This is a genomic window from Dysgonomonas termitidis, assembly GCF_054657735.1.
This window is the reverse complement of sequence record NZ_BAAHYD010000002.1, coordinates 2,134,677-2,158,132: the sequence shown is the minus strand read 5'-3', so window position 1 is coordinate 2,158,132 and position 23,456 is coordinate 2,134,677. Positions and strand designations below refer to the sequence as shown.

General features: G+C 37.4%; 18 protein-coding genes and 1 riboswitch. All 18 genes read right to left on the bottom strand.

Features of this window, described 5'->3' with window-relative positions:
• Positions 1-104: 104 nt before the first annotated feature.
• Positions 105-2,744 (bottom strand): phosphoenolpyruvate carboxylase, encoded by a 2,640-nt coding sequence (gene ppc / locus ACYQ3L_RS13135; RefSeq protein WP_380001130.1) that lies wholly within the window; start codon positions 2,742-2,744, stop codon positions 105-107.
• A gap of 246 nt (positions 2,745-2,990) precedes the next feature.
• Entirely contained in the window at positions 2,991-4,721 is a 1,731-nt protein-coding gene (locus ACYQ3L_RS13130; protein WP_380001128.1) for a phosphoenolpyruvate carboxykinase (ATP), read from the bottom strand.
• A gap of 260 nt (positions 4,722-4,981) precedes the next feature.
• Entirely contained in the window at positions 4,982-5,203 is a 222-nt protein-coding gene (locus ACYQ3L_RS13125; protein WP_380001126.1) for a cysteine-rich CWC family protein, read from the bottom strand.
• A gap of 447 nt (positions 5,204-5,650) precedes the next feature.
• Positions 5,651-5,843: riboswitch (cobalamin riboswitch) on the bottom strand.
• A gap of 86 nt (positions 5,844-5,929) precedes the next feature.
• Entirely contained in the window at positions 5,930-6,196 is a 267-nt protein-coding gene (locus ACYQ3L_RS13120) for an HU family DNA-binding protein (RefSeq protein ID WP_380002153.1), read from the bottom strand.
• Positions 6,197-6,271: 75 nt separating this feature from the next.
• Positions 6,272-6,475, bottom strand: coding sequence for a hypothetical protein (locus ACYQ3L_RS13115; protein ID WP_380002151.1), 204 nt, complete (start codon positions 6,473-6,475; stop codon positions 6,272-6,274).
• A 75-nt stretch (positions 6,476-6,550) separates the two neighbouring features.
• A complete protein-coding gene (locus ACYQ3L_RS13110; protein WP_380002149.1) occupies positions 6,551-6,946 on the bottom strand; it encodes a ribonuclease H family protein in 396 nt (131 codons plus the stop codon).
• Positions 6,943-7,470 (bottom strand): hypothetical protein, encoded by a 528-nt coding sequence (locus ACYQ3L_RS13105; RefSeq protein ID WP_380002147.1) that lies wholly within the window; start codon positions 7,468-7,470, stop codon positions 6,943-6,945. Before ACYQ3L_RS13105 ends, ACYQ3L_RS13110 begins: the two co-directional genes overlap by 4 nt.
• Before the next feature lie 449 nt (positions 7,471-7,919).
• Complete coding sequence (gene glf, locus ACYQ3L_RS13100) at positions 7,920-9,020, bottom strand: UDP-galactopyranose mutase (RefSeq protein ID WP_379993977.1); 1,101 nt, start codon at positions 9,018-9,020, stop codon at positions 7,920-7,922.
• Between the two features lie 89 nt (positions 9,021-9,109).
• Positions 9,110-11,014, bottom strand: coding sequence for a glycosyltransferase (locus tag ACYQ3L_RS13095; protein WP_379993976.1), 1,905 nt, complete (start codon positions 11,012-11,014; stop codon positions 9,110-9,112).
• A 111-nt stretch (positions 11,015-11,125) separates the two neighbouring features.
• Positions 11,126-12,598: a TolC family protein gene (locus ACYQ3L_RS13090; protein ID WP_379993974.1), complete on the bottom strand. Its 1,473-nt coding sequence runs from the start codon at positions 12,596-12,598 to the stop codon at positions 11,126-11,128.
• 11 nt (positions 12,599-12,609) lie between these two features.
• Entirely contained in the window at positions 12,610-13,947 is a 1,338-nt protein-coding gene (locus ACYQ3L_RS13085) for an HlyD family efflux transporter periplasmic adaptor subunit (RefSeq protein WP_379993973.1), read from the bottom strand.
• Positions 13,904-16,126, bottom strand: coding sequence for a peptidase domain-containing ABC transporter (locus ACYQ3L_RS13080; RefSeq protein ID WP_379993972.1), 2,223 nt, complete (start codon positions 16,124-16,126; stop codon positions 13,904-13,906). The genes ACYQ3L_RS13085 and ACYQ3L_RS13080 overlap by 44 nt, the downstream gene beginning before the upstream one ends.
• Positions 16,127-16,130: 4 nt before the next feature.
• Positions 16,131-17,918, bottom strand: coding sequence for an erythromycin esterase family protein (locus ACYQ3L_RS13075; protein WP_379993971.1), 1,788 nt, complete (start codon positions 17,916-17,918; stop codon positions 16,131-16,133).
• A 2-nt stretch (positions 17,919-17,920) separates the two neighbouring features.
• Complete coding sequence (locus tag ACYQ3L_RS13070; RefSeq protein WP_379993970.1) at positions 17,921-18,592, bottom strand: hypothetical protein; 672 nt, start codon at positions 18,590-18,592, stop codon at positions 17,921-17,923.
• Positions 18,593-18,637: 45 nt separating this feature from the next.
• Positions 18,638-19,339 carry a hypothetical protein gene (locus ACYQ3L_RS13065; RefSeq protein ID WP_379993969.1) on the bottom strand — a complete coding sequence of 234 codons (702 nt, stop codon included), beginning with the start codon at positions 19,337-19,339 and terminating at the stop codon, positions 18,638-18,640.
• 7 nt (positions 19,340-19,346) lie between these two features.
• On the bottom strand, positions 19,347-20,402 hold the full coding sequence (locus ACYQ3L_RS13060; protein ID WP_379993968.1) for a hypothetical protein: 1,056 nt from the start codon (positions 20,400-20,402) through the stop codon (positions 19,347-19,349).
• A 51-nt stretch (positions 20,403-20,453) separates the two neighbouring features.
• Positions 20,454-21,407, bottom strand: a complete 954-nt coding sequence (locus ACYQ3L_RS13055; RefSeq protein ID WP_379993967.1) for a lanthionine synthetase LanC family protein — start codon at positions 21,405-21,407, stop codon at positions 20,454-20,456.
• Between the two features lie 35 nt (positions 21,408-21,442).
• Complete coding sequence (locus ACYQ3L_RS13050; protein WP_379993966.1) at positions 21,443-23,296, bottom strand: glycosyltransferase family 2 protein; 1,854 nt, start codon at positions 23,294-23,296, stop codon at positions 21,443-21,445.
• Positions 23,297-23,456 lie beyond the last annotated feature (160 nt).

The following is a 23,456-nucleotide window of genomic DNA, read 5'->3' as shown; positions in this document are numbered from 1 at the left end:
TTCAGTTACGAGTTACTTCGCCCTATGGGCAGTTACAAGTTACGGGATTACTGATGCTTCAGCCAGCTTGTTTACTCGTAACTCGCAACTTGCAACTAAAAAAATCATCCTGTATTACGCATACCGGCGGCGATTCCCGAAATTGTGATCATCAAAGCCAGTTCCAGTTCCGACGAGTGCTCTTCGTCTTTCCTTGTCCGGTGCAATAATTCCACCTGAAGAAGATTCAGTGGGTTTGTGTAAATATTGCGCATTGCGATATTCTCTGCCACTTCAGGCAGGCTTTCCATCAGATGCTCATCCTGAGATATCCTCAATATTGTATTCATATCGCTTTCAAGCTGGCTTCTCAGTTTTTTACCCAATATCTGCAAGTTATCTTCTACAAGCCTTTCATCATAATATTGAGACATACGCAGGTCGGCTTTGGCAAATACCATTTCGAGCATACTGATACGGGTACCGAAGAATGGCCAGTCTTTATACATCGCCTTCAATGTATCCATTTTGCCATTGTCAATGACCTGCTGCAAGGCTTCTCCCGCGCCTAACCATGCAGGAAGCATCAATCGGTTTTGAGTCCAGCCGAATATCCAGGGGATTGCGCGAAGACTTTCCACTCCCCCATTCGGACGGCGTTTTGCCGGTCGTGAACCCAACGGCAAACGGGCCAATTCCGCCTCCGGGGTAGCCTGATAGAAATACGGGATAAAATCCGGGTCTCTGTGAACCAAGCTTTGATAACTGTTACATGAAATATCGGAAAGCTCATCCATCAGATCCCTCCATTCCTGCTTAGGTGCCGGAGGAGGAAGAAGATTAGCTTCCAGTATAGCATCGGTATATAGCGACAATGTTTTAATAGCCAGATCAGGTAAACCTAATTTAAAACGGATCATCTCGCCTTGTTCCGTTACACGGAGTCCGTCCTTCAGCGAACCGGGAGGCTGTGAGAAAAGAGCGACCTTGGCAGGGCCTCCGCCACGGCCAACAGTACCGCCACGACCATGAAATAAAGTAAGGGCGATTCCGGCATCCTGACATGTCTTGATAAGAGCTTCCTGCGCATGGTACTGCGCCCAGCCGGCCGCCAGAGAACCTGCATCTTTAGCCGAGTCGGAATAACCGATCATTATCATTTGCTTGTTCTTTATAATGCCTTTGTACCAGTTGATAGCAAACAACTGCTGCATAATGCCATTGGCATTATTCAGGTCATTCAGCGTTTCAAACAATGGTGTTACCGGTAATGTATATGGACAATCCGCTTCTTTGAGCAACAGATACACTGCCAGTATATCGGAAGGAGTCCTTGTCATTGAAATGACATAGGTAGGAATTGACCCGACGGGTGTCTCCGCTATTACCCTACAGGTATCCAGTACTTCTTTAGTCTGAGGGCTGGGCTCCCAGTTATGGGGGATAAGCGGACGTTTCGAATTAAGTTCTTTTATCAGGAATGCCTGTTTGTCTTCTTCCGACCAGGTCTCGTAGTCTCCCAATCCAAGGTAGCGGGTTATTTCGGACAAGGCTTCAGTATGTATCGTACTCTCCTGGCGAATATCCAGCTGAGTCAGAGTTAAACCGAAACAACGCACCCGGCGCATGGTGTCGAGCAGTTTATCGTCGGCAATGATTTCCATCTTGCAGGCTACAAGAGATTTATAACACTCGTGAAGCGGCTCCCATAGCTGTTCGTTATGAATCAGTATATCATCTGTTCGTTCCGGATTCTTTCCCTCGATACGCGCATCCAGATAAGCTACAGTATTTTTCAGTCTGGTACGCAACCGTTTCATTGATTCACGGTATGGCTCCTGTACCTCATAGTCTTTTATATAATCCCTGAATTCAGTAGTGCACGTTGCCATCGACAGCTCTTTTACAAGAACTTCAACGTCTTCGAGAAATAGCCTGGCAGCTCTTTTTCTGCTATCCAGCAACACTTCACGGGTAATTTTTGCCGTTACATTCGGGTTACCGTCACGGTCACCTCCCATCCACGAAGAAAAGTGTATCGGGCGGGCATTAACCGGCAGCCGGTATGGTATTGTATTCCTTATCTGTTCGTCGAGTTCACGGATATATGCAGGGACAGCTTTCCACAAGCTGTTTTCCACCACTTCATAGCCCCATTTTGCCTCCTCGTTCGGAGTCGGACGTTTCTGGCGGATTTCGTCAGTATACCAATATTGGGCGATAAGTTGCTTCAACCTGCGCAAAATCTGCACCTTTTGGTAATTAGCCAAATCGTCATGGTCCAGCAATGCCAGACAATGATCGACCTGATTCAGATTATTGATAAGCGAGCGTCTGTTTATTTCAGTCGGATGCGCAGTCAATACCAAGTCAACGGAGATATTCTCTATTGCTTTTATTATGGCTTCATCACTAAGGTTAGCATCTTTTAATTTTTTATATATCTCCGGGAAATTGACAGGATTTTCCGCCCCCTGAGCATGAGGCGATACACTATTATACTGCTCGGCTGTATTTGTCAGATTCAGGAATTGATTGAAGGAACGCGCTACAGGAAGAAATTCTTCATCTTTCAGATTTTGAAGTGTCTTCACCAGCGACTTATGTGCTTCAATATCTCCCGAATGCGAGGCTTTGGAAAGTCTGCGAATCGTTTCTATCAGATCAACCATATCCTTCCCCTTAGCTTCGCCGATTGTTTTACCCAGCATATCACCAAGCAGTTTGATATTGTTATGCATCAAAGATTGCTGCAAATTACTCATAGTCTACTATTTAATTATGTACAAGAATGTATTTAATGTTGCATATTAAGATATAACAATCATTTATCGCTATACCTAGCTATAAATAAAAAGGTCTGCGACCTTAGCCGGTATCCATTTAGTGTTTATTTGTAAACATCAGAGAAAGTCTAATGTTTTAAATATTGCCTGTTTACTGAGAAAAAAGTTCTGATATTAAACAATATTCAGGATTAGCTTTCCGGTAGAGGAAAGCTAATCCACTGATTAATCATTGATTAATGTAAATAGTTCTTCGGCAGCTTCACGAGGTCCGTCTTTACTGTGTCCCTCTATCGCAAGAGATGTATAAATCTCACCTATCTTAACTCCGTTTTTATCCATATCGGTAAAGTATTCTTTGATAAGTTTACCCGCCAGTTTCTGCTCCTGTACAGGCCCGAACGGATTAGCAAAGTAAGATGTCACCAAACCTTTTTCGGTTGTGGTTCCTTTCGCTTTACGCGCTCCTGCCTCAAATACTTTGATAGCTTCATCCAGATCGGTAAAGAACTTAATTTTCGTATCCGACTCTGTATAGTTGTTCGCATAGAGGAAATAATCTACTTTATATCCTTTCATGATAACATCGTATGTAGCTGCAGGTATCGTGATGCGGGCATTAACCTTGTCCGGATTTGTGTAGATACCTCTTTCCAATTGCTCGAAAGCATACATAGGATCGAGGTCATCGATACGGACAAATGCACCGATCTCCGTTCCATAACCCTTTATTGTGCCATCCGTCTCTTTTTTCAGATAGCCCATATCATCAAATATGATACGCATATGGCGGATATATTTTTCGTTCAGCGTACGGAAAGCTTCAAGGCTTTCAGACTTTCCGGCCCCACTGTCTCCCATAATAATGATATTCGACTCTTTTCCGTTTTTCAGTGCAATGTTTACCATCGCCCCATGTATCGGCAAGCGGTGCTTTTCCATTTGCTTCACATTATGCAGTGTGAGCAACATTTTTTTCATATACCCGAAATAGTCTATATCGTCGCAATGGTTCGCATAACCGATAAGGATATCGTTCTTTTTATCTTTGTAATAGAATGTACGTTTTTCTTCATGTCCGTCCGGATAGCCAAAGACATAGATAATATCCGGTTTTTTACCGATATATTCGCTTTCTTTTGCCAGTTCGAAGAGGTTTGCCAAAGCAAAACCATGAACCATAAAATCTTTATGGAAATAGACAAATGTCAGCATATTCCCAACTTTAGCAGGGAACAGGAACCAGTCGTCCTCGTTGAGAACGATATTCTCAATAGGATTTATATTATGTTCCTGGAAAATACCGTCACGCGTATTTCGTTTGGTGTAAGAGATAAACGGAGGATTAAACATTACTGCCGTAATGAACGGTATAGGAGCCAGTCCATTGTATTCCACAGGACAATTCCAGCTGATATCGCTAAGCGTAAGAGCTGCATTCGCGCCTGCTGTTAATTGACGGTAAACACGATATTGGTAACCGATAACAGTTTCTTCGATACGGCGGTATATCGAAAGGATAAGCTCATTGAACAATTCGTTGGCCTGCATAAAACGAACGCTCTGCAAACCACTGCCTATCGAACTGTTGTGGACGATAGTATATCGCTCAAGCCTGCGCCAGAAGCTATAAAGCAATTCTATCAGTTCTATAAACAAGTCTTTATCATTGAAGAAGATAGCATATTTTCCATGCACATTCTGTACTTCATCAGGATTGCAGACAGTAAGCAATTTAAATGCCTCTATCAGCGTTTTTTCAAATTCCTCATCAGTCTTGAATTCTTTGATATAATATTCATAGATAATTATTTCATCTTTCTTCAGTTTCTGAATAAAGACTTCTATAACTCTATGGAATCCATAACTGTTAAGTATTTTCTGCCGCGTGTCGCAAAATTTCAGAGTGAAGTTGATTATTGCTTTACCTTCGCCTAGAGTAAATTCTTGTAGCATGTCTGATATTGTTTATTATTTATAATTTTTTGATTATCCGCACAATTTTCAGTTTATAATCTTCTGCTATATGGCTAAAACGAACAGAAGATCATAAACCGATTACTCCAACCTGAATATAATCAGTATTGAAATGCTTTCCAGTTTCAAATTTAAGGAAACTTACCTATACAATTAAACGAATTAATGACTAAATTTATAATAAATTGTAAATTTAAAACAAGATTTTGCTATTTTCCTGTAATATAGTTCTTTATAAATCATTCATTTTTGTTCTTATTCAGGAACTTAGGATTTACATCAAATGCATAGAAGGAAGTATTTGCTTCCTGTAAACACTTGGGACACAAGCAGTCCCGGTAATTATCTTTTATATAATCACGGACTCCTATAACAAGACTTACCTTACGACAACTGCATAATTCTATCCTGTCCTCCCTGCAACTGAATGACGCAGAACATCTCTTACATATCTTTTTCATTGTTTTTATTTTTAGATGATTTATAATATAATGATAACCAAGACAGAAGTGCCTATAATATAAACTTATGCTACCAACCGATACGATGGGCACAAGGTTACTATAAAACACAACCCGTTCTCGAAATACAAAAGCTTAAATACAGAGATAATTCTCCCGTTTTTTCAATCTTTTTCCGCGAAAGATGAAAATATATACTTTGGCAGGTCTTCTGACAATAGAAGTTAAAGATATAACTATCTGAATATAAGCAATTATTTGTATCGTATAGTACTATTTCATACATGAGACCATACTTGGACATGGTTTAATACTATGGACTTACAATAATAACCATATACAGTTTTATCTTCATAAAACTCCTTTTGACAATTCTTTTTTGTATTCTGGATACATAGACTTTACAAGAGTAAGGTCCAAATATAAAAAGTAGGACACAAAAAAGACCTGACAAAATTTGCTCTGGCAGGTTTTCTGACTCGTTCCATTTTACACGCCTTCCCGGATTTATCCAGTGGCATAAGAATGTGTAAAACTATTAAGAACTCACAGCAGCGGGTCTGTTCAGGATTTGCACCTGATTCCCTCTTCACCACTATCTACGAATGCAGAAAGTGGCACCAAAACAGTTGACAAAGGTAGGATAAATTTCAAAACTAATCCTAATTAATATGAATTAATTTAGAAGAATAATTCGCATCAGGTACAGGTAGGATAGAAAGCGGGTCATTTTACCTGGTTTCCGTTTGCCAGCTTAAACTTAACAACCTTCCTTTCCGGAAGGACAATCAACTCTCCTGTCTTCGGATTTCTTGACTTGCGTTCCTTCATTGTCTTTACCTGAAATGACCCGAAACCTTGTATGGTGATATTGTTCCCTCCGGACAATACTTCTATAATAGTTTCCAATACCGGGTTTAAGCTGTCGGCTATATATTTTTGGGATACCCCGGCTTTCCTGGCGGCCAGGGTTGTCAGTTGCTTCTTATTCATTCGGTTTTATTTGTTTTTGTATACGGCCCCTTTTTCTTCTCTGTTCCGGGATGCTTACAAAGATAAAGATTAATTTCACCTGTATCTTTTTTGTATGGGCTTATTATGTATTTCCACCCGTCCGTCTTCTATAATGCTTTTGATACCCTTATACAGGGGAAGCTCTTCCACTCCCGCTATTTTCAACGCGTTGAGAGTCATTTGGGCTTCCAGCAGCTCCAGGTATTCTTTCTCCGGTAAGCTTACCAGTTTATCTATTTCCGATTTTTTCTTTGCCATAGTAATCATTAAAATAAGCGTGCTTTCCTGTCAGGAAAGACAGGAAAGCACCGGTCTAACAATATTCACATCTTATCATTTGCATCCGAAATCCGCCGGAGTTTCCCCCCATAAATCATTTTTCCAGTGCAATACATCAATCTTATCTACTTCTGCAGAAAACACTTTCAAAAAGACCCCGGCTTTCTCCAGTTCCGTATTTCTCTTCCCTGATGCCGTTCTTTTGTTGTTAAACCAGGTTATAGCCGTAATGCTGTCTGTGTAAATAACCCTGGGATGGAAATCATTTTCGATGATATATTTTACAGCCGCAACCACACCCAGGAACTCGCCTATATTCACCGTTTGGTTACCTAAATCCTCCAGGAAGATTTGCCTGCCGGTACTAAGGTCGATTCCCCGGTAACGGGTCAGTTTGTTTTTTGTGGAATGGGCCGCGTCTGTAGCTATTCCATTCGATGGACGTTTCATTTCCGTTGGTTTTTATTCGACTTCGGTACTAAAAATCCATCGGCTTCCATCTGTTTAATAAGCGCTATCCCCTCCTCCTTAAATTCAGCAAGCACTGAATCCGGCTCCTCTATGTCAACGCGGGAAGCTAATATATCGAGAACTCCCTCCAGGGTACGGCTTGAATCCGATTTGCCATGCTTCGGGTCAAAGTAGACCGTCTTGTTGCCGAATGTGACTTTCAGCCTGTAGATGGCTTTCGGTACGGTCACTTTTTCTATCCGGGCTTTAAATTGCCTGGGCCGGGCCGATACGACAACGTATCCATTGCCCCGGTGCATCGCTTTAAGTTCCACATCGTATAAGATATTGGGTATGATTGTTCCTTTTAAATCCCCTGATAATACACAGATCTTTTTTCCAAATGTCGAGTTCTCCCGGACTCCCTTCAGTTTCTTTGTTTTGGAATGCCGGGATACAAATCCGATAAGTTCCCCCGTCTTTTCCGATTCCGCAAATTTGATTTGCGAGGTTTCAATTGCCATACTTCTTAATTACCTCATATGAAATCTATTGCAATCAGTTAATAATCTATAATCCAATCATTTTATCAAAAATATCAAAACAAAAATACCTTATTTAAACTATTTGTTCCCTGGATGCCAGATCAAGGTATTTTTTCATATTGTTGCGTAATTCCGCCGGAATGATCACCCTCATAACTTTATTTTTTAGATGTACATCATAGTGTACTAATATAGATATATTTTTCCGGAAAAATATAAGCATGGTTAAAATATACTTGTCCGTTCGCTGATTTCGTTGGAAAAGAACTGGCTATATAAAAGGGCTGAATGCGGATTATTACCGGACCGGGATATTACCTTTCTACTTCTATGTCCGGATAGCACCGATGCGGATAATAATAGCCCTGATGTATTCCGGCGAAGTATTTCGCATTGTATTAATCTAAGCTTACCCCTTGTACAATCATTTACCAACTCAACATTTTATATAATGTAAGAGCATTGTCAACGGTCTTATCCATGTCATTATATTGGTACGATCCTAGTCTTCCTGCAAAATAAATGTTAGTTTCTCTATCTGATAATTCTTTATATTTTGCATACAATGCGTTGTTTCGTTTAGTATTAATAGGATAGTAAGCTTCAGCCCCCCTGATCCATTGACAAGGATATTCGATTGAAATTACAGTTTGTGTTTGTTCTCCAAATTCAAAATGCTTGTGTTCCAATATACGTGTATATGGAACATCTTTATCTGTATAGTTGATGACCGCGTTGCCTTGAAAGTTATCTTGTTTTAAAAGTCTTTCCTCAAAATTAAGAGACCTATATTCGAGAAGACCATAACGATAATCATAATATTCATCAATCGTCCCTGTATATATTATATCCTTAGCCAATTTGCTTAACAAACGGTTTTCTATAAAGTTTGTATTTAGTAAAACTTCTGAATGGGAAAAACATTTTTTTATTATTGGAGTATAACCTCCAACAGGTATTCCTTGATAAGGATCGTCAAAATAATTATTGTTAAACGTATATCTCAGAGGAATACGATTGATGATAAATGCGGGCAACTTGGTTGCTTCTGCACCCCATTGTTTTTCTGTGTACCCTTTGATGAATTTATAGTAAATATCTTCACCTACGAGATTAAGTGCTTGCTCCTCGGCATTCTTTGGGTTATGTATATTCAATCGTTGTGATTCAATTTTTATTCTGGCTTCTTCAGGGGTTTTCACATTCCATAGTTGACAGAATGTGTTCATATTGAATGGAAGGTTGTATATTTTATCTTTATATTTAGCTAATGGGGAATTTATAAAATGATTGAATTGACATAAAGTCTGCATAAAATTCCACACGTCTTTGTTTCTTGTGTGAAAAATATGAGCTCCATATTTATGTACATTAATCCCCTCAATATTCTCGGTATATACATTTCCTCCTATATGAGATCTTTTCTCAACAACAAGGCATTTTTTACCATCAATTGCTGCTTTATATGCAAATATGGCATTAAAAAGACCTGCACCGACCAAAAGATAATCATATTCTTTCTTCTCCATATTTTTATAATATTTTCGATGTTATTTTCTCCATCATGACTTAGAAACATCGGTAGATATGTTTGTAGCTTCATACCTGATTCGCATTATTAATAATCTATATCTTCAATAAGTTTATACAAACTACGGTATTGCTCAGCTACAACTTTGATATCATAGGTCGTCTCTATTTTATATCTTGCATTTAGAGATAACGAGTTTAGGCGGGAATTATCCTCAAGTATCCATTCTATACCGGTTGCTAGATCTTCAGGATCACTGTATTTAGCCAAATATCCTGTCTGCTTATGCTCAATTATTCCGGCAGGACCTGTATCTAAAAAAGATACGACAGGCGTCATGCAAGCCATAGACTCAGTTACAGTCTGTCCAAAGGCTTCTTCTAAGGATGGAACAATCATTACATCAGCAGCAGAATATAAAGATTGCAAGATATAATGATCTTGTATGTATCCCATAATTTTAGTAGGAATATTCAAATCTATCTTTTGATATTCCGCACCGAAGATTACAAAGAAATATTCATTGTGGTGTTTTTTAGATAAAGATTGTAATGCCCGTAGTAATAAAGAAAAACCCTTTCTCGGATCATTTATTGCATTGGTTGCACCATAAAGTATGACTTTCTTATTTATAGGTATGCCAAGAGCTTTTCTTGCTATTTTATTGCTGATCGGATAAAATTTATTGAGATCCAGACCATTGGGTATGACAAACACCTGTCTACCCTTTAACAGTATACTATTTTCTACAATTTGTTTCATCCAGAGAGTCGGAACAACTATTACCATATCCATCTTTGTCCATGTTTTCCTTTTTCGTTGCCAAATGTTATGAGATAAATCTTTTTCATCTTCAGAACCAAGTTTGGGACATTTTCCACAGCCAGTCAGATATCTTTGGCAGTCTCCAAAATAATAACACCCACCAGTTAAAGGCCAACAATCAGCTAAACGCCAAACAATCTTCTTTTTTATTTTACCCAAATCCTCAATTTTTATATATCCGGCATTAATCCAGTGGATTTGTACAATCTTAGGATTAAAAATATCAATATATTCATTAATGTCTGTACCAGCTACTGCCGGAGCAAACGTGTGAGAAGATAAATTGTATTTAGGGTATTTTTTTAAGGGTTCTAAATCATTCTGATAGCCTACTTTTTCCGAAAGCCTGGGTTGGGCTATATAAATATCATCTGATAAATTTTCCCTCTCTCCAAAGTCCGATTTTAGAACCAACATCTTAGAGCCAACACCAATAGATCTCAAGCCTGAATGTATTCTATGGGCAGCTCTGAAGGCGCCTCCATGTCCAACAATAGAGCTTAAGTATAAAACATCTATAGTATTTGATCGTGTATTCTTCTGATAATAACATATAGAAGCTGCCTCGGATATTAATTCTTCCATAATCTCTTCAGGCATTAATCCAGCGAGATATAATTTCATCTCAGCTTGGGAAAATGGATTTATCACCGAAGAAGGAATGATCTCCACATCACTTGTATTATCATATAAAGTGAATGTATTATTTAAGAAAACGAGATTCTCTTTTGTTACACAATTACAATCATTTTCGATTCTTTTTATTATGAACTTTAAAAATGAATGTCCTTTCTCTGATATTATTAAAGATTTAGAAATAATCTTATTGCCGGATATTTGTGGTTCATAAGAAAAACAACATTGTTTCCCCTCTATTATATTATCAAAAGGCTCAATACATTCAAAATCCGAATCTACAAATATTCCTCCTTCTTGATATAAAATAAAGTAGCGAGCTATATCAAGCTGTACCTTTTCATCCATAATTAGGGGCAGGGATGGTGAAAGTCGAGAAATAAGATCTTGTACAGTTTTCAAACTCCAAATCTTATATGTCCATAGCGGGTGCTTATCCTTCCATGATTGAGACAAGGAGGGTACAATGGAGGATACAGAATATAGATGCCGATTCTGTATTTGATGTATTATTGGGGGTATATTATTCATTGCATATTTATAGTTCAATTAAAATTAATAAACAAACTGCCTCACACCAGAGCTAATGGGATATTAATTGAATCTTTGTTTTTATCGAAATAGAACTTCGAAAAATTAAACTTAATAAAGATTAAATTGGATAGAAATATCTTCCTGCTTACCGAAATCATAAAGAGTCATTTTTCTTATTTTGAAATAGCTTGCCCAATAATATTTCAGAGCACTTATATAGCCCCTCTGAGCTTCTTTGTATCTACTTAAGGAAAGAGAGAGGGTACTTATATCTGTTTTGCCCACAACAAAGCGTTTTTTATTAATCTTGTAAGCCTCATCTGCCAATAACAGAACCTCCTGAGCGGAAACAATCAATTCTTTTTGATTATTAAAGTTATCAATTGCCGAGAGTAATTCCTGTTCCAGATTCTGCTTCTTTTGTTGTACTGAGAATTTGACGACACCCAAATTGCTCTTAGCCATATTTATCTTTCCTTTTTTCACTCCCCAATCCAAAATCGGGATAGTAAGACTTACTGTAATTATATCTTGTTGTAAAGGCTTGCGGTATGCTCCACCAAAGTTGTCAGCGACTTGATTAAAACCGACACTGGCTGATACACTGGCATCAAAAACAGATTTACGGCTTCTGTCAACTTCTCTTTCTGCTTCCAATATTTCTTGCTGATGGGATAAATAGTCGGGATTGTTCCTTTGAGCATAGAGTAAAGCGTCGTTAACCGGAATGAAAATATCATCTGTGTTTTTCGGTAACTGGAGAGAATATTCTTTCTCCTTATCTAAATTCAGGAAAGTAAGTAAAGCAAACCTTGTATCTTTCAGCCCTAATTCTACACTTTTAAGGGTATTTTGTGTATTGATTTTATCTAGCTTTAAAGTCAGTACATCAGCTTCGGATATAGCGGATATTTTTTGTCTTTCCAGACTTATCGTATACAAAGTGTCAGCCGAAAGCAGATTTTCTAATGCCAAGTCGTATTCTTTGTGAGCCTGTACATAATTAAAAAAGTATTGTACAGTAGTCTCTGCTATTTCTTGTTGATGGTACAAAAATTGTTTTTTTACCTTCTCAAACTTGAGAGGTTCTATTTTTTTCTCCCATTTAAAGGCATTGAATCCGAACAGGGCTTGAGAATAACCAAAACGGATAGGCACTGCATTGAACTGCCTGTAATTATTCTCTCCGTAATTTTTTATATATCCCAGTTCGGAATCGACAAAAAAGGTTCCTCCTGTAAGATCGAAATTTTGGCTTAAGGTCAGCCCCCCGGATGAATACAACGATTGTTGGGTTCTATACACATCTATATTTTCTTGAAAGTCATAACGTTTTACGATGTTGCGATTATATTGCAGAGGGGTCGTTCTTAGAGATAAAGCTGGTAGACGGGCTGCTTTGTATGAACGGTATTCCCAATAACCCGATTGGTAATAATTCTGGGCAATGAAGGCTTGTAAAGAACTGTCAGATGCAAGTTCTATGCAATGAAACAGATCTAGTATTTTTTTATTTTGAGAGTTCAGATATGAATTAGTTATGCTTATTGTGCATAGCAATAGTGACAAAAAAAATCTCATATGTTATGTCCTTACTTTGTATTAATCTTTATATTGTCGAATAGTCTCTCGATAAGCCTGCGGTCTTTCACAATAATATCCGCCTGCCCTCCGATCTCGTATTTAAAATCCAGTTTATCTCCATAGTTTGTAATTAAGCCCTTAGGCATATCTACCAAAACCAAATAGGTATTGATATTACTTTGTTGTGTTTTATATTCATTGGTAATGAGAGATATTGATTTCACGACTCCTTTTATCGATCCAAACTCTGCATACGGATAATCGTCTAATTTGATTGTGACATTACTACCTACTCTAACTTTGCCGGCCCCTATCGCTGGAAGTAATACTTGACCAAGTACAATATTTTGTTTTGGTACGATACCAAACACGTCTTCTCCCGCCTGAACAAACTGATCGTTAGTCCAGAATTTTAAGAATTCCACCTGTCCGTCAAACGGGGCTTTTAGGACAAAAGTCTGTTCCCATTGTTTGATCTGATTGTTCAATTCGTGATAAGATGCAAATAAATCGAGGTGTAGCTGCCTTTCTTTCCCCCTGCGTTCTACTGAAAGCTGAGACAATTTGTTTTCACTTTCTGTAATCTGCATTTCAACAGAAGCAATTTCTTTTATTAAATTTTGGTTATTCTGCTTGGCTGAAAGAAATTCTATCCGACTTCTATCTATCTCGAACTCATAGGTGGTTACAAGGTCTTTATTCAATGATGAATATTTATCTAGCCACTTCTCTGAGATTGCCAGATTTTCTGTTGAAATATTCAGTGCATTCTTTGTCTCATCCAATATTTTCTTCCGCCACTTGATACCATCAGATAAACTTATTTGCTGCTGTTCATAAACATTATCATCAGCATAATCAATGATACTCTTCAGTGAAGACAGAAACGAATAGTATTTCATATTCAGTTCTCCCAACGAAACCTTTTCCGGAAATAACAGAACAGCCTGTGACAATATTTTTGAATTATTCGGGTCGAAGTTCTGAATAAGAGATGCTATCGTTTTAACATCTTCTGTATTTGCCGGATTCTGAATAACAGCTATATACTCCCCTTCTTTTACTGTATCCTGAGCTTTGAAGGATAATAATTCTATTTTACCTGATGTGTGTGCAGGCAGCTTAACCGGTGCTGTATTAGAATTAATCTTTATTTGTCCGGTTACCACATCAGGATACTTAATAAACCAGCCAAAAACAAATAAAAGAATGGTAAAGAGAATAATGGCTGCAGCAACCCACTTGCTGAAAGCTGTAGGCATACGATCTATAATGTCACTGACCTCTTCACTCCGTTTCGTATTATCCTTCGGCTTCGGCCTCAATTTTAACAGGCTCCAGATCATATTGACTTTGTATAAGTTTATAATAATGTCCTTTTCTATTCATCAGAGAATCATGATTTCCTAATTCTACTACCATACCGGCTTTCATTACTACAATTTGGTCTGCTTTTTTGATAGTACTCAAACGGTGGGCAATAATAACAACAGTTCTGTTATTGAATACATTATTCAAGGCTTTGACTATTTTTTGCTCGTTTATCGTATCCAGAGCATTGGTAGCTTCGTCTAAAAAAAGATAATCGGGGTTTTTATATAAAGCTCTTGCTATCAGCAAGCGTTGCTTTTGTCCCCCACTCAAACCACGTCCCATTTCTCCGATCATCGTTTGGTAGCCTTGTGGCATGGCTTCTATTTCTTTTGAGATATTTGCAATATTGACGGCTTGTTGAAGAGCTTCATAATCTACGATTTCCTCATTCAGTACTATATTATTCTGGATAGTATCGTTAAAGACTTTTCCTTCCTGCATCACACTACCACATTTGGCTCTCCACTGTCGTAAACTTACATTATTAATGTTCATATCTCCGATATTAATTGAACCATATGATGGCATGTAGAGGCGTAATAAAAGTTTTAGTAATGTGGATTTACCACAACCACTATCACCGACTATCGCTGTTACTTTTCCTTCCGGGATTGTCAAATGAATACTTTTTATGACCAAAGGGGCATGCGGAGAATAGGAAAAAGAAAGATTTTTAACATTCAGGCTTTTATCTTTTGGAAGCTCCAAACTATTTGCTGATATAGATACCAAATCGTCTTCATCCCGAAGCTGGTGTATTTCATTAATCCGCATAAAGCTGATCTTTGCGTATTGTGCCGATTGAATGAAACCTACGAATTGGGCTATGGGTCCATTCAGCATTCCAATAATGAATTGAGTGGAGATCATAATGCCAAAGGTTATCTCACCGTTAATAACTGCAATGGCACAAAAAAATGTGACAGCCATATTCTGGAGGTTATTGATGAACTGGGATCCCAGTTTTTGGGCATTATTGATATTTAGTATCTTGACGTTGAGTTTGTAGAGGCGTGCCTGAATACCTTCCCATCGCCAACGCTTAGTGTCTTCATAATTGTTTATTTTTATCTCTTGGATATTTTCTATAGTTTCTACCCAATAACTACGGTCTTTAGAGAGCAGATCAAAATATTCCCAATCCAATTTACGTCTGACCTTTAGAAACATAAATATCCAAAGTACATACAAGATACTGCCTCCTCCAAAAATGAAAAAAATTGTTTTGTTAAATATTAACAGGATCGTACTAAAAATTACAAATGTCATAGATGAAAATACCATCCCCAGAGAGTTGTTCATTATGAAATTACGAATACGCTCATGATCATAGGCACGTTGTAAGATATCCCCGACCAATTTGTTTTCGAAAAAAGAAACCGGAAGTTTCATCAGTTTAATTAAATAATCAGAAATGAGGGATATGTTAACACGAGTTGTAACATGTAGCAATACCCAATCTCGAAGAACATTTGATAGAGTTATACTTAATAATAGTACAATGTTAGCTGTGAGTACCATATACACAAAATTTACATCTTGTGTACGTATTCCGGTATCAATTACAGCTTTAGAGATGAAAGGGAGAAAGGCTTGCAATATCGTAGCAATAAACATGATTAAGAACAGGATACTAAAGGCCTTTTTATAAGGGGTAAAATAACCGAGTAGGTTTTCAAAGCTTTTCAGTCTCTCTATTTTCTCGTGGGCCTCAATCTGTCTAAAATTGGCCATAGGCTCTAGAGCCATAAGGACTCCATAAGGTTCATCTTTTTTATACCATTTCTCCCTAAATTGTTCGTGAGTATAGGAAACTAATCCTTTGGCCGGATCAGAAACATAGATCTTTTTATTCGTAGCTTTATAAATAACGATAAAATGATTGTTATCCCAGTGGATAACAGCTGGCAAGACCACTCTTGCAACCAAGTCGTCTATCGTAACCTTTACAGATATGCTTCTTAATCCAATCTTGTCGGCAGCATAGCTGATATCCAAAAGGGATACTCCTTCACGGGTAATACCGCATAAATCACGCAGATACTGTAAGGAGTAATATTTTCCATAGTATTTTGCTATGATTTTGAGGCATGCTGGACCGCAATCTTTAGCATCCATTTGACACTCGTGAGGGAATGATTTTAATAACATATATTTACTTCAATAATTCATTTTTTAATATTTCTTTTCGTTTAGCGCGTTTCAGACCGAACAGACCGGTAGTGTAAAAAAATGGATATTCTTCAATGTTGTTTAATTTGCTACTTTTACTAACAAATATCAGCCCATCAAACCTTTTATTCAATGAACAGAAGAAAAACTGGTTGAGACCGCGGCGTTCTCGTCCGATAACCCTTATACTTGAAATATTATTATCCAATTTATTTGTAGGGTAATAAAAGTAATCATTACCCATCTTTAGCGCCCTGTATTCGAAGCTTTCGATTACAGGATATTGCAGTTGGTCTAATACTGCTTTGCTAAAGGCTCCTGTATCGTCTTGTGTATATTCTCCTTTTCCGACCTGAATAGCTATTGAAAAATATTCGTCCTTGTATTTTCTATAAATATAGGCTCCCAAAGAAGGTATTGTAAAAATATCAGAAAAGAAATCTTTCATCTTATTTGTATGGGAACTATGAGCGTAGACTACAGCTTTGTCGTTCTCCTTCAAATATATTTTAATAATTTCATCGGTTTTCCTCCACATACCATATTCCCGTTTATCGTCTCTACCCCATAATTTACTGGGGTTGTGCTCCGCTTCATTTATCAGAAACAATAAATAGTCAAAGTCCTTGCTACTCAATGAGGATTGCAAGGTAGAATCATTCAATGCATACTTTCTAATACTTTCATAATCATTTTCATTTAGCTTTTGCAAATAGCACAGGGAATTCGCATCACCTATAAGTAATTTAAAATACTCGTAGAGAGTAGTTTGCGGGTCAGCCAAAGTGTCAAATCCAAAAATACGGACTTTCGCTTCTGATGTTTCATTGTGTTTGCGAAGCCATTGCAGAAAATTGAAAAAAGATTCATAATCATCGAACATGCATTTCAGCTCCTGTATGATTTCCGGTTCTATAGCTTCGGCAAGAACACCTTGTGTATAGAGGTCCCACTTTAAACTCATATCGGCAGGCCGTTCTATTAATATAACATTACAGTTACTTTGAACAACCAGGCTTTTCATTAATTGAAAACATACATGTTTTATTTCCTGACTGCCATGCGTGCATTCGCCTATTCCGATGATCTTTTTATCTTCAATACCAGGGATACGTCTTGCAATCGTAGTATCTGCTAACGACAAGGGTATCAGATATTCTTTATTCAAAGAAGGATCAGCATTACTTCCGGGTTTATCGACTCTGCATGCATTGATATTTTGATTGTTGATATCAATATATACTCTGTCCAGCCATGCATTCTGATCGTCGCTAGGGTCATCGTCAATTATTGATATTTCTATCTTAACAGCTTTAATATCATTTAAAGGAAATGATAAGGAATGTTCTTGCCAGTCTTCACTCTCGATGTAGAGTGAGTCGGAATGAAGGATATTTTCATTAACGTCTAAACCTTTTATGCCGAATTTCCAGTTTATTAAGTTTTCACTCTTACTGTTTATTGAGACTTTACAATAGGATCCATTCACATGTTCGGGCAAAATAACTGTACGCGATAGTAACAGTATTTTCTCCCTATCGGGCATGTTTTTTGACCACGTATTTTTCGAATATATTTTAATGGGATGCCTACCATTGACAACTTCATTGCTGTCAATGGTGACCTTCACCATGCTACCTTGATTCATCCAATCACCACGATATGATTTACCAAAGCTTTCGAACTTGAGATCGTAAACGTCTTCTATCGACTGCGAAAACAGACAGAAAGGAAGTAATATAAATGAAATAATTACTATAATTTTATACATATTCATTGTCCTGAAATTACCCACAGCAAATCTGATGCGGAGATTGTACCCCCTATTTGTTGTTGCTCATCCCAATATGAATAAGTTTCGCTGGAACTGTCATAATATTCTAAAGCAATCGCATGTCCGCCTTTTGTCAGGCCCAGCGCACACATGGATGAGCTTGAATTATAGGAATTCGAATAACACGAGCCACTAAGCATACGCGTAATAGCTTCGACTTGCTCCAGATTAGCTCCTGTAGAACCGGCCATTGCGGCGGAAGCTTCTGGGCCCCATCCATATAACTCTTGCATTACTTCAATCATCATAGCATACACTTCATTTGTTGATAACCCATACATATAGGCGAGGGATTGTATGACACAATCCATAATTCCCTCCCCTGGATACCCACCCCAGCTACCATAATTATAACCATATCCCCCATAATTATTGGGCTCACTTCCCCAATAATTATATCCACCATAGCCATATCCGGTATTTCCGGAATCATAACTGGAACCACAGGTGCATTCTGACGTCCTATACCAATAATAATTACCTCCGATCCAGTATCCTACGCCCATCTGGTCCAGCGAGCAGCCTCCTTTTATGGCTCTCTGCTGTTGCTCTGTCAATACTGTACTTGTCCTCTTTAAAGCACTTAGGCTTGTTCTTGTTAGTTTTTTCATAAGGTGTTTAATTCTAAATTACAATTATCTAAAATTCCAATATATTTATTCCTTAAACCGTACCACTCCCTCCAACTGCTTCAGATACCTGTCCAGATTTTCCTTCGCTTTCTCGGTATAAAAACAATATACAACGAAGTAACCTTTGTCTCTTTTTTGTGCCATAATAGCTTGAGCTCCGATGTATTTTCCACGGTAAGGCTTATCTTCGAAGCTCGGCCAAAAATAATAGGTCGCTACCGAATCGGCGTTATATACTTCCTTTGCATAAGCCGGAGGGAAAAAGGTCACATGCTTTTCTATATCTTCTTTTTGTATATCACTTTTACGTAAGGTATAACCCAAATTATTTCTTATTGTATTTCTATGTATGGAGTTCCGGTCAGGATACCTGGTGTTTTTCCACTTCTCCACCGGCATGCGCTCTACGGCAGGAGCCATTTGCTGCATAAACCGGGTCATTCTTATGGAATCTTCTACTGTAGGGAACATTGGAGTATAGTATATAACAATAATCTCATCATCATTAGAGAATAGACCTGTCATAGTACAATGCAGTGCTGACTTTAAATGAGGATAGCCTTTGAAGCATTCGCTTGTTATATATTTTTTGTATCCTTTCGGTATGGTATATTCCAATACATCACGCCTTTCATGTCTCAGGGGTGGAAGCTGGCTAAATGCGCATAGAGATAAAGTTGAGGCTAAAAATAAGCTGAATAATCTATTACTTTTCATTATCTTCATAAGTTAGTTAGTTTTTCTTAGGTATACTAAACATCAGACCGAAAAATTCGTCTTTATGTTCACTATCATGTCTATCATTTGTCGGATCATAAAATGTATATTTTCCATCCTGAATATTGTAACTTTCCAGTATAACCGCATGGGTCTCGTCATGTTGCGTGTTATTATTACGAACCGTAACAAAAGCCATTACGTTAGTGTTACCATTCAGGTACGAGACAGCTTGTGTAGAAGATATGACGCTTGCATTATATTCGCCCTGCACATAATTTGCCGCCTGGCTGAAAAAGACGCCGTTTTCAGTAAAATACCCATCATAATTATTGAAGTGGGTCGTGTAATCCCCGCCGAACAGATAAGTCAATGCATTGAAAAAACACATGTTATACGGTCCGGGGGCATATGTTCCCGCGCCTAAATGCCCGGAAGCATCGATCGATTCGCTGAAATACCACTGAAATCCGCCCCAGTTGTCACACCAGTAATTGCCGTTACCGGAATTTCCTGCTGAAGAGCCTCCACCCCCTCCTGTCCATCCCGAAGAACTGTCATCCGGTGAATACCCGTAACCTGATCCAAAAAGAATATCCCAATAGTCGTCGGGAAATGACGAATATCCGGAATCGCCCCAAGGATCATAATCATAGTCTGAAGGTGTATATGTATATCCGTCAACTATGACCTCGGCCAGCATATAGCAAGGTTGTCCGCCTATCATCACCCAGCCTCCATGCCATGCACCAATACTAACAAGCGTACCGTAATGACTCTCGGATACAGGATTCGTTGATGAACCATAAGCGCCACTGCCTGTAGATGAGCCATAACCACTACCTCCCCAATAACTATATCCACCATAGCCATATCCGCTATTTCCGGGAGTGTAACCAGAATCACAGGTACATTCCGACGTCCTATACCAATAATAATTACCTCCGATCCAGTATCCTACGCCCATCTGGTCCAGCGAGCAGCCTCCTTTTATGGCTCTCTGCTGTTGCTCTGTCAATACTGTACTTGTCCTTTTTAAAGCGCTTAGGCTTGTCCTTGTTAGTTTTTTCATAAGGTGTTTAAATAAAATAAGGATTAAGTAATCTGTCTTTAAGGTATATTATTAAATCCCTGCATTAATGGCATCAACTTTTCTACTATGAGCTTCTGTTTCGTACACCTTGCTGGTTGTCCACAAGCCGACGGTTATTATATCCCGGCAAAAAACATCAGGATTGTAGTCCAAAATAGTATCAAGACGTTCGTCTATCCAACGATGTATTTTGTTGACTTCAAAATTCTGCTTGGAAGAAGAAAAATATAATAGTTCTTGTCTCAATATATCCAAATCGAAGTCCTGTTTATCATCTGTATCAACATCATATAAACGTTGATATTTTGACTGAAATTCATCTATCAGAGGATTCTCCCAAGTCAGAGAAAGGAAAAGATCGAGAGTTATTTCCCAATTTTTGTCTAATTCTACACTATTGTCAATCTTTTGAGTTATTTTTCTTAACAGAATATCAAGTACTGGGTCTACTAATTCTGAATAATTATAAATCTTTTTTAGATTAAGAAGATAATATATCATTGAGTTAACATATAGTATATTGCCTGTGTTGAATAAGGGATTATTCTGTAAAAAGTTTTCGCAGATTTGTATTCCTTTTCTTATAAGATAATCAATCCCTATATTTATTGCCTGATGACTTTTTATTCTTTTATCTATATATAAGCCGTAAGAGAATAACGGGAAGTCATTTGTAAAATCTTTACTACTGTCAGTAATCAGAGACGAGAATAATTTATCGTCTACGTCTATTAATAAATCGTCGGGGTCTGCATCTATGAACTTATATTTAATAAGATGATCTAAGCCAAAGGCAATTCCAGCCAGGCCTTTTGAAAAAGATAAGTCTATGGAGCCTATACCGGCCAATATTTTGTCCAGTAAAGAATCTGCTGTATCCTGATAACTTTTACAACCGGTTATCCTCGAACTATGATATAATAGGATAGCTATTCCCATTTTTCCATCTATCAGCCCTGTACCGGATATAAGACTATTATTCATAATTAAAGAATTTGACATTTTTAGAAGTAATCTTTTCATAGGTTCTTCTTTTTATGTTTTATTACATTTCTAAAAAAATCTATCAATTCGTTGACGTGATAATCAAAAGAAAATAAGTTCCGGTGTTTAATTGCATTTGCCGTTTTTATTGTTATAACTTTTTCATCTTTTAATTGACAGACCAGATCTTTCATATTTCCGAAAAATATACCAGTGTTGAGTTGTGATAATCTATCCTGAACAGCCACACGATGTTCTGAATTGTCTTTCAGGATAATAGGCAAACCTGCTGCTGCATAAGTGTTTATCCGAGCAGGTATATTTAAATCATCCCAAGAGGCAAATAATAAGTTTTTTCTATTATTGCTATTTAAATTATGTAGCCATCCGGCATCATATTTAGAAAACTCTTTGGTCCAATCAATACTTGAACAATGTGGATGGATATGAAAATGCTTAGGTGCTACTGAATACATTTCCCTGTAAAAATTTTCTTTTCCGGAATGATAGTTTTCTTGATAGGAATGTACATGAATGTTATTATTTGCCAGATATGCTATTTCGTTCTTTCCTAGCCCAACTTGTCTTCCGGCAACAAGTGTGTGTATTGCACCATCTGTCTTAGACAGCTTATTTGAGAAATTATCTCTAAAATAATCTTTTTTCGGAATATCTCCATCTAAAATAAAATCTAGCCCTATTCCAGATGGTACAAATTGTTCATACCAGGCTCTAGCAGTATCATTTAAATATATCTTACCATCTGAGAATGTATACAAATAAATTAATCTATCCCATAAACCTCTTGTTAAGGCTACCGATGGTCCTTCCTTAAAATGCCAGACAAATGGTATTTGGGGATTAGCCTTAAGCACATCGTAAGCTAAATCAATAGCATTGGTATTGAGAAGGGCATAGATAATATCAGGTTTGATTCGATTTATATGTTTTTGCCGGTTCTCATATGGAATATTTATAACCTTTCCAAAAGGTAAAGGCCCAACGGTATTAAAAGTAAACTCAGGTTTTGGTATCCACAAACCATATAATTGATGCCCTGCTTGTTCTAAAGCATAAATACGCTCCGGATTATATGCTAATTCACCTACTATCAGTATTTTCAAAGAATCAGCCTTTCGTTTTGTTTCCTTTCGAAAGGTAGAGTATAATGTCTTCTCATCTATAGATTTGTATTTTGATATTCTTATCTTAATAGGTTCCTGTATTTTATAATATGCTCTATATAAGTTTAATCCTCCGCCATATCTTTCGCCTATTATCTTATGTCTTTGATGCGGATGACAAGTCCAGAAACATGAGACGGTGTTTGTTGGCACATAGCTTCCCTTATCTATTAACTTCTTCCAATACATATCGAAAAGATTCTCTGTAACCCATTCTTCTCGTTCAACCCACCTTTCCGGATTATTTCGATGGGCCACTTGAACTAGCTGTAGTGTATGATTTTTCTTGATACCATCAGACTCTGTATCCCGTGAATTAGTCATCGTATCTCTTGTCTGATATTTTAAGCCACTAAATGCAAGATTAGAATCTGTATATTTCTGTAACACTTCTATTAATGATTTTAGATGATTCTCATAATAAAAATCATCAGAAGGTAGATAAGCTATATATTCATACTTTGCGGCATTTAATCCTTGGTTGATTGCATAACCTAATCCTTTATTAATATTATTTTTAATATATTTTATTTTAGGATCTACTAAAAAATCAGATATAAAAAATTCTGTTTCATCTGTACAACCATCATTTACGATGATAAGTTCCCAATTTGTAAATGTTTGCTTTTGTAAACTGAGAATAGCTCTTCTTATAAAGAATGTTTGGTTGTAAGTTGGCATGATAACTGAAAAACCGTATTTCATATCTAGATTTTTATAGTATTCTATTGAAAATTCATGAAGTGTATATTATCGAACTTTAAGAATTCAATATTTAACAAATGTATAGTTTTGTGAAAATTTGTAATGGAACAAATTAACCAAAAAATGACAATTATGTATCATTTCCAATATTATGAATTTA